The organism is Pedobacter kyungheensis (assembly GCF_000812965.1).
GTDB lineage: Bacteria > Bacteroidota > Bacteroidia > Sphingobacteriales > Sphingobacteriaceae > Pedobacter > Pedobacter kyungheensis.
In genome coordinates this window covers 169,100-180,633 of sequence record NZ_JSYN01000020.1, presented here as the reverse complement: position 1 = coordinate 180,633, position 11,534 = coordinate 169,100, and the positions used below count along the sequence as shown (strand labels likewise).

The window sequence follows — 11,534 nt, the reverse complement described above, 5'->3', positions numbered from 1 at the left end:
ATGTGCTGTAGATTTTTAATCCACAAAGGATTGAAAATCCTTAGTCCGTGCAGTCGGGATTATAAATCCCGACTAACATAATGATGCATTAAATATGTTACGCAAAGGAAAGCACGTAAGTTAATATTTTTATAGACCTTACAGGTTGGTAACTTTTAAGTCTAATCAAATCATCATTAATGAAAAGATATTTTTTCGCGCTGGCATTTTCGGCCATTAGTTTAGCAGCAGTTGCACAAGCCCCTAAACAAAACATTTTTATTCAGGATAGCTTAAAACTGGTTTCATCGCAGTTTAAATTTACCGAAGGTGCTTCGGTAGATAAGCAAGGCAATGTTTTTTTTACCGATCAGCCCAACGATAAAATCTGGAAATATGGAACGGATGGTAAACTGACGGTCTACATGGATAAATCGGGGAGGGCCAACGGTACTTATTTTGATAAAAAAGGCAATTTGATCGTTTGCGCCGATGAACACAACGAAATCTGGTCGATAGATAAAAATAAAAAGGTTAGAGTACTTTTTAGCGATTTTAAAGGGAAAAAGGTAAACGGGCCGAATGATATCTGGCTGGATGCCAAAGGTGGTATTTACTTTACCGACCCTTATTATCAGCGCGATTACTGGACGCGTAAATCGCCTGAAATTGAACCTCAAAGGGTATATTATCTGCCAAAAGGTAAGAAAACAGCTCTTGTGGTTGCAGACAATGTATTAAAACCCAACGGCATTGTAGGTACACCAGACGGCAAGTTTTTGTATGTGGCCGATATGAAAGCCAACAAAACTTACCGCTATAACATTGAGGCCAATACCTCTTTAAGCAATCAAACCCTGTTTTTAAACCAGCACTCGGATGGGATGACCCTCGATACCGATGGCAATCTTTATGTAACCGGGAAAGGCGTCAATATTTACAAACCTTCAGGAGAATTAATTGGCCACATTGATATACCAGAAGAGTGGTGCGGAAATATTTGCTTTGGTGGGAAACAAAAAAATATACTTTTCATCACCGCTTCAAAATCGCTTTATACCATCCCGGTAAATGCGAGGGGAGTAGAATAGATTTTTTATTTTCAGTAAATTTTGAAAGTTTAATATTTTGTTCTATGTTTGGATGAACAAAATATTAAACAATGAAAACACCTGCAGATAAAGAATTTTTAGGTTTTCTAATTCCCAATGTTTTAATTATTAGCATTATCGCAATAAACAGATTTTTACTCCAGCCAGAGAGTGGGGGTATTTTAGTTTTTTCCGAGTTTATTATCCTCCCGATATTGATGGGGATATTGGCTGCATGGTTTTGGAAGGATTTAAAACTGAGCAGCAAAAAACTGATCTGGTATTCGATATTGAATGGTTTTTTTGCGATCGTACTGAGCTTTTTCTTCCTTGGAGAAGGAACCATCTGCCTGATTATTGTATCGCCGCTTATTTTTGCATTTGTAACTACAGGGGCATTTATAGGTAAGGAGATGTTTAAAAAGAACAAACAAACATTAAATATCAGCTTTGTTTCGTTACTGTTGGCTATTTTTATTGTCGATTCGATATCCGATCACCACTATGAAAATATGGTTTCGGATGAGATCATTATTAAGGCTACACCTGATAAAATCTGGAAAAATGTGGTTGCTTTTGATAAAATCAATAAACCTAACGACTATTGGCTTTTTAAGGCTGGTATGCCAAGCCCCATGCAAACTACGGTTACCGGATATAAAATTGGTGCAGGACGAAAATGTATCTTCAGTAATGGATATACTTTCGACGAAAAGATTGTAACCTACGAAGAAAATAAAAACCTCACTTTTGATATTGTAAATCAACCGAAAGATCCAGAAATAATGGGGCACATTGATATCGATCGTGGTCAGTTTTTGCTTCAAGATAATGGAGATGGCACCACTACACTGGTTGGTAACAGTTGGTATAAACTGCAGGTTTTCCCCACCTGGTACTACGATTTATGGGCCGAAAGCATTACCCGGAATGTACATTTAAGGGTGATGGAGCACATTAAATTGCTAAGCGAAGAGTAATGTTCCGGTTTATTGTTCATCGGCTCAATTTTCTTAAAGCCATACCATTGTTTGCACTGATATATGATAGCTGTTTAAAAATAGGCGTATTGCTAACCACACCCGAAAAACTAAACTGGTTTGATGAGCTCGAAAGTGAGATACTGAGTTGGGAAGGGACAAGCATCAGTTTGCATAAATTTGGCGGAACACAGTTTAATTACGGCCAAAAAGAAATTGGTCATTTACACAGTAATGGTCTTCTTGATATTTTATTCAACAAGCAGGTTAAACAAGAACTTTTGGTTTCAGGAAGGGCAGAAGTGCACCATATCTTTAAAAAATCTGGCTGGATTAGTTTTTATATCTCAACTGAAAACGACCTTGCAAATGCAAAATTTTTGTTGAAAAAGGCCTATCAAAACATGATTTAACAGCCGTTCATTTCAGGTGGATAATTGAAATAATTTTTTCTGTTCAGTTTATTCAGACGCCAAAAATATTAAACGCATTAATTAGTTTTGGGTTCCTACTTATAGGGATAGACGACTATGAAAAAGCCCTCTCAGGATTGAAGGGCTTTTTTACTTTTCTTGCAGTAGTTATGGCTTTAGGTTTTGCATATAGCCTGTTGGTGTAACGCCAAACTCTTTTTTAAATGCTTTTGTAAAATATGATTGTGTTTGTATGCCAATGCGGTACATTACTTCGGTCATCAGCACATCTTCAGTTTTCATAATCTCGATGGCTTTTCTGAGCCTTGCCGAGCGCACAAACTCACCGATAGATTGCCCCGTAATGGATTTTATTTTTTGATACAGCTTGGTTCTGCTCATGCCGATTTCTTTGCAGAGATAGTCGATATCCATTTCAGGGTTGATCATTTCTGCATCGATGATGGCGAGTAGTTTGGTTAAAAAGGCTTTATCCTTTTCTGAATGCGCCAGTGCTTTAGGTTCGGTATCTTTATGTTTTAAGTAATGATCTTTCAGTTTTTGCCTTTGCTCAAAAATATTTTTAATGGTTAAACCGAGCAAATCAATGTTAATGGGTTTGGTAAAGTACAAATCGGCCCCCGATTCGGCTCCTTCAATTTCTGCCTCTATGCTGTTTTTGGCTGTAAGCATTAAAAAGGGGATGTGGCTGGTTTCAATATTATCTTTAACCAAACGGCAAAATTCCGTTCCGCTCACGCCGGGCATCATCACATCGCTGATAATTAAATCGGGTAGTTCTTTTCGGGCCTGTTCAAGGCCTGTATGGCCGTCAACAGCTTCGATAACCTGATAAGCTGGACTTAAAGTATCTTTTAAAAAGGTTCTGAGTTCTTCGTTATCATCTACAATCAGAATGCGGGTTTCGTTAGCCGTGTTGGTAGTTAGTGTATTTTGAACCGGTATTTCACTTTCTGAGCCGTAGCTGATACTTTCTAACCGTGTGCCACCCGCTTCTGTTTGCGGGCTAAATTGCTCTGCCGGGCTGTAGTCTTCCTGTCTGTATGGTATGCCAATAATGATTTCCGTTCCTTTGTTCCGCTCGCTCGATACCCGTATTAATCCCTTATGCAAAAGGGTTAGGCTCTTTACAAAAGCAAGTCCTACGCCCGAGCCTAAATGCGTTTCGGTAATGCGGTAATAGCGTTCAAACAAGTGTTGGATAGATTCTTTTGAAATGCCGATACCACTATCTATTACCCGAAGGTAGATGTAAGCCTTCGCTTCATAATCGCTTTTCACAATCAACTGGTGCTCAAAGGCCGGTTGTAAATCAGTCGTATCAGTAAAAACCTGAAGTTTTAAATTACCTCCTGTTTGGGTGTATTTAAGTGAATTGTTGATCAGGTTGAGGATAATTTTTTCAATTACCTGCCTGTCGAACCAGATATCAGCTGGTAGGTTTTGTTTTTCGACGGTGAAGCGGATTGACTTGTCTGCTGCCATTTCCGAAAATTCTTCTGCCACTTCATCAATAAACAGGTTCAGGTTGCCATTTACCACATTTAGTTTTAGCGCTCCGGAAGCAGTTTTTCTAAAATCCATTAACTCGTTTATCAGCCTTAACAAACGGTTGGCATTCCGGTGTATGGTCTGGTAATAGTTTTGGAAATTTTCCTGGGTATCTTCTTTCAGTAAACGCTCAATGGGCCCAAGTATTAACGAAAGCGGCGTGCGGAATTCATGCGAAATATTGGTGAAAAACTGAAGCTGTGTCTGGTGCATTTCTTCTCTTTTTTCTTCCTCGATCTTCCTGATCTCGAGCCTGCGTTTAAAGCTGAGCGCTGCATAAATGAGGTAAAGTGTGGTGGCGATAACCAGAAACCTAAACCACCAGGTGCCCCAAAAAGGAGGCGAAATTATAATTTTTACCGAGGTGCCGGTATTGTTCCAAACGTTATCATTGTTAGCAGCTTTTACGCTAAAGGTATAAGTGCCCGGATCAAGGTTGGTGTAAAATGCCTGTTGGGCATGCCCGATATCGATCCAGTTATCATCTTCGCCTTCTAATTTATAGGCATAATTGTTATTCTCGTTAGCTACATAGTTTAAGGCAGCAAAACGGAAAGATATTGTAGCCTGATCGTAGTCGAGATAGATTTCTTTGGTATAACTGATGTCGTTTTCGAGCACCGAACCACTTTCATGGGGTAAAATCAGTTGGTTGAAAATCCTGAATTCGGTAAGGTAAACCGGCGGAATGAATTTATTGGTTTTAATATCTTCTGGAAAAAAGGAGTTGAAACCTTTGGTTCCCCCAAAAAACATTTCACCGTTTCTGGCTTTTAAATAGGCGTTGGCTTCAAATTCCAATCCCTGTAAGCCATCGACGGTATTGTATTTATTAAAACTATGATTTTGCGGGTTAAATTTGGTCAACCCTTTTGCAGTCGAAATCCAGAAATTACCTTTTGTATCTTCGGTTATACCTTTTATAAATTCGTTAGCGAGGCCTGCCTTTGTGGTATACAGTTCAAATTTATTCTGACTGCGGTTAAATCGATACAAACCCGCCTGACCAACCCATAGAATGCCTTTACTATCAATAAAAATTACACGCAGATCGGGCCTTTTACCGCTGCCCATAAAATAATGGGTAAATACCTGTGTGTTCAGGTTGTAGCAGTTTAAACCACCATCATCGGTGCCAATCCACAGGTTTTTATATTGATCTTCGTTAATGGAAACCACGTTGTTGCCGATAAGCCGCGTGCCGTTACTGCCTTTTTCAATCCGTTTAAATTGCTGGCTTTTTGTATCAAAAATATTAAGCCCGCCATAATAGGTGCCTATCCATATTTGCTGATTACTATCTTCGAACGATTTCTGTACATAATCAGATGAAATGGAGGTTGGATTTGATGGATTATGGTTAAAACGGGTAAACGTACCATCGCGGTGCATGAGGTTAAGCCCACCGCCCCAGGTGCCCACTAATATTTGCCCGTTACGGCTTTCGGTTATATCGAGCACAGCATCTGCACCAATGGTATTGTTGTTAAATGGATTATAACGGTAGTGCGAAAAGGTTTTATTTGTCCGGTTGTAAATGTCAAGTCCGCCACCATCGGTACCAATGTAGATATTACCGCTCCGGTCTTCGTGAAAGGCTTTTACGTCGTTATAGCTTAAACTGTTTTTATTGTGTTCCTGCCTTACGAGGTTAAATTTTTCTGCCTGCGGACTATAAAGATTTACACCCCCGCGATGTGTGCCAATCCACAAATTTTCCTGCCGGTCGATAAACAGGGCCGAAACTGTACGTTGCGATAAACTTGATGGGTTTCCAGGTTCGTTCTGGTAATGCGTAAAGGTTTCGGTTTGAGGGTTTAAATGATCTAAACCTCCATTTATTCCACCAATCCAGATATTGTCTTGCTTATCAAAGGCAATGGCCCTTACCAGATCACTACCCAGGCTGTTTTTGCTGGTTTCGAGGTGTTGGTAGCTTTTGACCGAATTATTGCCAGGGATATAGTGAATCAGACCACTTTCTTCGGTGGCCAGCCAGAAAGAGCCGTCTTTTGCTTTTCTTATCGCCCTGAACGATTTGTTCGTTAGTCCGTTTACGGCATTGGCTAATCCTGTTTTGAGATTTAATACACGAATACCGGCATCGGTTGCCATCCAGATATTTCCATTGGTATCGCTATAAATATCGTTAATGTAATCTTCACGCCCGGTTTTAGCTGGCGCTTTAAAGGGATAACGGCTAAAAGTAAAACGATCTGCATGGAGCAGGTTTAATCCGCTGCCATAAGTGCCAACCAAAATGCCTTTGGCAGTTTCAGTAATAGATGTAACAGCGTTGTTGGTTAGCACATTTTGCTCTTTGGTGCGGTAAACTGTAAAGTTATCCTGTTGGGCATTAAATTTATTCAATCCATCTGAGGTACCGATCCAAAGGGTATGGTTTTTATCTTCAAATATGCATCTGATAAAATTATCACTTAAGCTATTGGCGTTTTTATCATGTTTGTAGACTTTTATCTGGCTGCCATCGTACTTATTCAAACCATCGCGTGTACCGAACCAGATAAAACCCCTATGATCCTGAAAAATACATTCGATGGTACTGTTTGATAAGCCATCTTCTACGCTTACCTGTTTAAATCTTAATTGCTGAGCCCGCAAATCTACCTGCAATAATATAAAAATGAGCAGGAAAACATTTCTGGTTAAGGCGTTCATTCAATGTTCGGTTAGACGGTTTAGAAGCGGTAAAGATAAATTATTTTTTTTCATCTTCAATTCTAAAACTTTGGTTAATAGCTATTAGAGGCCGAAATATGTCGATTAGCACAAAAGATATGAACAATAGCACAAAGGCATTTGAGGCATATACAGTTCATTTGTGCTAATAATTCTAACCATAATATTCTATGCACATTTTTACATCTTTCTTCAACGGTAACAAGCGCATGTTGATGCTTTTACTTTTGATTTTTACCCACGGATATCTTTTTGCGCAGCAGGCTACCATTTCAGGGGTGGTGAAATCGGCTCCTGATAATCTGGGATTGCCAGGTGTAAGTGTTCGTTTAAAAGGTACCAATATTGCCACTTCAACAGATGGGATGGGCAGTTTCAGTATCAAGATTCCCGCAAAAGCCGGAATTTTGGAATTTAGCTCGGTGGGTTACCAAACACGTGAGATTCCGGTATCGAAAACCACTATTTTAACAGTTACCTTAACCGAAGATGCAGCCACCTTAAATGATGTGGTGGTAGTAGGTTACGGTACAACCAGAAAGCAAGATCTGACCGGTTCGGTAGCAGTGGTGGGAGTAAAGGATTTCCAAAAAGGAAGCATTACCACGCCTGAGCAGATGTTATCGGGTAAGGTTTCGGGGGTTGCCATTACTTCTAACAGCGGTCAGCCTGGTAGTGGCAGTACCATCCGTATCCGTGGTGGTTCTTCGCTTAATGCCAGTAACGATCCTTTATTTGTAATTGACGGTGTCCCACTCGAAAATGGAGGTGTTTCGGGGGCATCAAACCCACTCAGTTTCATCAATCCGAATGATATTGAAACTTTTACGGTATTAAAAGATGCCTCGGCAGCGGCCATTTATGGTGCCAGGGCAGCAAATGGTGTCATTATAATTACCACTAAAAAAGGTTTGAGTGATGGACTAAAAGTGAGTTTCAATTCGGTTAATTCGATTTCGAAAATCGTTAAGCAACTGGATGTACTAAGTGCAGATCAGATCAGATCGATTGTAAATGCAAACGGTACTGCTGCACAAAAAGCACAATTGGGTGGCTTTAATACCAATTGGCAAGATTTAATTTATCAGGATGGCATTTCTACCGATAACAACATCAGCATTAGCGGCGGGATAAAAAAACTACCTTACCGTTTATCTATCGGCTACCAAAACCAGAGCGGTATTTTAAGAACCGATCAGCTGGAAAAACGATCGGCTGCATTTATACTGAATCCACGCTTTTTTGATAACCATTTAAAAGTAGACCTGAACTTAAAGGGAAGTATGCAGAAAACCCGTTTCGCCAATACATCGGCTATTGGTGGAGCACTGAATTTCGATCCTACACAGGCTACCTATACCAACCGTACAGATTATAACGGTTACTGGGAGTGGCTCGATCCCACCAGCCCAACAGGTTTGGTTAACCTGGTTGGACGTAACCCTGTTGGACTTTTAGAACAACGCGAAGACCGCGCTAAACCCTTGCGCAGTATCGGTAATATCCAACTCGACTATCAGTTTCACTTTTTACCGGAACTGCATGCCAATTTTAATGCTGGTTACGATGTAGCTTCGGGCAAGGGAACGGTATATGTAGATCCGAATGCGGCCGAATCTATTTTAAGCAAAGGGGTAAATAACCAGTACAAAACTAACCGGAGAAATACGGTGGTAGATTTTTACCTCAACTATATCAAAGAATTTAAATCGATCAAGAGCAGGATAGATGCAACAGCAGGTTATTCGTACAACGATTACTTAACTACCCAATATTTTTATCCCTCTTTTGATGCTTATGGCACTAAAGTACCCAATTCAGATCCTGCTTTTGCCACTAACAAACCGCAATACCGTTTAATATCTTATTTCGGCCGGTTAAACTACAATTACGATGAACGCTTTTTGTTGACAGCAACAGTTCGCCGCGATGGTTCATCCCGTTTCGGACCTGCTTATAAATACGGTATTTTCCCATCGGTAGCTTTAGCCTGGACGGTTAAAAACGAATCATTTTTAAAAGATATCAAAGCCATTTCGGCTATGAAACTGCGCGCCAGTTACGGTATAACCGGTCAGCAGGATGGGATTGATAATTATGGCTATTTATCTACCTATGGTTTAAGTACACTTAATGCGCAGTATCAGTTTGGCAATAGCTTTTACCAGATGTACCGCCCGAGTGCCTACATTGCCAACATTAAATGGGAAGAAACGGCAACAGCTAATATTGGTTTGGATTTTGGCCTTTTCGATAACCGTATTATCGGTAGTTTGGATGTTTACCAGAAAAAAACAAGTGATTTGTTAAACCGGATTCCACAACCTGCAGGAACCAATTTTGCCGCTACGGCTGTAGTTAATGTGGGCGATATGAAAAATGAAGGGGTAGAGCTTACCTTGAATTTTAATCCGGTTAAAGCAAAAGATTTCGATTGGAATTTCAGCTTTAATGCTACTTACAATAAAAACACCATTACCAATTTAACTGTGGTACCGAACGATCCGAATTATGCAGGTTTCCCGAGTGGTACCATTGCGGGTGGTGTTGGTGGGCAAAATGCATTTATTAATGCTGTTGGCGGACCAAAAAATACCTTTAACCTGTTCGAACAGGTTTACGATCAGGCAGGAAATCCGATTGAAGGCGTATATGTAGATCAGAATGGCGATGGCATCATTAGTCCAGGCGATTTTAAGAAAGGTAAACAGGCCGATCCAAAAGTATTTCTGGGTTTTAGCAATAACCTGAGCTATAAAAAATGGAACCTCTCTTTCACGCTAAGGGCTAACCTGGGCAATTACGTATACAACAATAACTTTAGCCAAAGCGGCAACCTGGCGCAGATTTTAGGTACTGCAGTTATTTTAAATGGCTCGCCCAATTACCTGCTTACCAATTTTAAAGGCCAGCAATTGCTGAGCGATTATTATGTGCAGAATGCTGCTTTCCTGCGTATGGATAACATCAATCTGGGGTATTCTTTTGGTCAGCTGTTTAAAAGTAAGGCCAATCTTCAACTTACTGGCAGTGTGCAAAATGTATTTGTGGTTACCAAATATAAAGGACTCGATCCAGAAGTGGCTTCCGGTGTAGATAATAACATCTATCCAAGGCCGCGTGTATTTTCTTTAGGCTTAAACCTTAATTACTAAACCATGAACTGCTTTAACAAAAAATATATGAAACCGCGTGTTTTACAACTCTTCATACTTGCCTGCACAGCTGTAATTTTTACCACATCGTGTAATAAACTGGATTTGGTACCTACCAACGATTTAACAGCAGATAAAGTGTACACCAGTGCCGCGGGTTACAAACAGGCTTTGGCCAAAGTGTACGGCGCTTTTGCGCTTACCGGAAATGCATCAGTAGGGCAGCCCGATATTCCTTCAGAAATTATTAAAGACGAAGGTAACTCCGATTTCTTACGCCTGTACTGGAACTTACAGGAGTTAACCACCGATGAAGCGGTATGGTCGTGGAAAAACGATGCCGGTATTCAGGGATTACATGAGTTAAGCTGGTCATCAATCAATTCGATCATCAATGGTCTGTATTACCGTTCCTTTTTTCAGATCACCTTGTGTAATGATTTTATTAACCAATCTTCTGATGATAACCTGAGTAAAAGGGGCATAACAGGTGCTGATGCCGATCAGGTACGTAAATTCAGGGCTGAGGCGCGTTTTATCAGAGCTTACCAGTATGCTGTGCTGATGGATATTTATGGCAATCCGCCACTGGTAACCGAGAGTACCGAAATTGGAGGGAAAGACCTGCCAAAGCAAATTCAGCGGAAAGATCTGTTTGTTTATGTAGAATCTGAATTAAAGGCCATAGAAAACGACCTTGCAGCCCCCAAAGCCAACGAATATGGCCGTGCAGATCGGGCTGCAGACTGGGCTTTGCTGAGTCGCATTTACCTCAACGCTGAAGTGTACACCGGAACAGCAAGGTATACCGATGCCATTACCTATTGCAACAAAATTACTGCCGCTGGTTACACCCTTCATGGCAATTACCGCGAATTGACCATTGCCGATAACCACTTAAATACCGATGAAAATATTTTTACCATTAATTATGATGGTACCAGTACCCAGAACTATGGTGGTACAACTTATTTAATGCACGGTCCGGCAGGTGTACCGGCTGATGTTTCAGGCTCAAATGGTAACTGGGGTGGTTTACGCATTACCCAACAGTTTGTAAATCTATTTGCCGACAAATCAGGTAATACCGATACCAGGGCACAATTTTACATGTCGGGGCAAAATATGGAAGTAAATGATCTTTATACTTCTACCGATGGCTACTCAAGTACCAAATACCGGAACAAAACCCGTTCTGGCGGACCTGCACCGCATCAGGATGTGGCTAAAGATTTTTCGGATATCGATTTCCCGCTTTTCCGCCTGGGCGAAACCTATTTAACCTATGCTGAAGCTGTCTTACGCGGCGGATCGGGTGGTAGTTTAGCAACCGCATTAGATTATGTAAACAAATTGCGTACAAGGGCATACAATGGCAGTACAGCCGGTAACATTACTTCGAGTGCCTTAACTACTGATTTTATTCTTGACGAACGTGGACGTGAGCTTTGGTATGAGGCGGCCAGAAGAACAGATCTGATCCGCTTTGGCAAATTTACTACCGCTGCCTATTTATGGGCCTGGAAAGGTGGAGTTAAAGCAGGTACGGCAGTAAACAGCAAGTATAACCTTTATCCATTGCCACCAACCGATCTTTCGGCCAATCCAAATTTACGTCAAAACACAGGTTATTAATTCCATTTA

The 11,534-nt window shown here is 40.7% G+C and carries 6 protein-coding genes; 5 read left to right on the top strand and 1 reads right to left on the bottom strand.

Translation table 11 applies throughout. The features are described from left to right. Window positions 1-179: 179 nt before the first annotated feature. The 3 genes from OC25_RS17340 to OC25_RS17330 all read left to right on the top strand — a co-directional run bounded on the left by OC25_RS17340 (window position 180) and on the right by OC25_RS17330 (window position 2,463). Window positions 180-1,070 carry an SMP-30/gluconolactonase/LRE family protein gene (locus OC25_RS17340; RefSeq protein ID WP_039478595.1) on the top strand — a complete coding sequence of 297 codons (891 nt, stop codon included), beginning with the start codon at window positions 180-182 and terminating at the stop codon, window positions 1,068-1,070. Between the two features lie 71 nt (window positions 1,071-1,141). Next, on the top strand, window positions 1,142-2,050 hold the full coding sequence (locus tag OC25_RS17335; RefSeq protein WP_039478591.1) for a hypothetical protein: 909 nt from the start codon (window positions 1,142-1,144) through the stop codon (window positions 2,048-2,050). Between the two features lie 47 nt (window positions 2,051-2,097). Beyond that, entirely contained in the window at window positions 2,098-2,463 is a 366-nt protein-coding gene (locus tag OC25_RS17330; RefSeq protein WP_156131511.1) for a luciferase domain-containing protein, read from the top strand. A gap of 168 nt (window positions 2,464-2,631) precedes the next feature. Here the strand turns inward: OC25_RS17330 and OC25_RS17325 are convergent, their stop codons facing one another. After that, the gene (locus OC25_RS17325; RefSeq protein WP_039478588.1) at window positions 2,632-6,714 is read right to left on the bottom strand and encodes a hybrid sensor histidine kinase/response regulator transcription factor; all 4,083 of its coding nucleotides are present in this window, start codon (window positions 6,712-6,714) and stop codon (window positions 2,632-2,634) included. 191 nt (window positions 6,715-6,905) lie between these two features. Here OC25_RS17325 and OC25_RS17320 point away from each other — a divergent pair, with 191 nt between their 5' ends. Beyond that, window positions 6,906-9,890 (top strand): SusC/RagA family TonB-linked outer membrane protein, encoded by a 2,985-nt coding sequence (locus tag OC25_RS17320; protein ID WP_039478585.1) that lies wholly within the window; start codon window positions 6,906-6,908, stop codon window positions 9,888-9,890. Between the two features lie 27 nt (window positions 9,891-9,917). Next, on the top strand, window positions 9,918-11,525 hold the full coding sequence (locus tag OC25_RS17315; protein ID WP_039478678.1) for a RagB/SusD family nutrient uptake outer membrane protein: 1,608 nt from the start codon (window positions 9,918-9,920) through the stop codon (window positions 11,523-11,525). The last annotated feature ends 9 nt before the right edge of the window (window positions 11,526-11,534 follow it).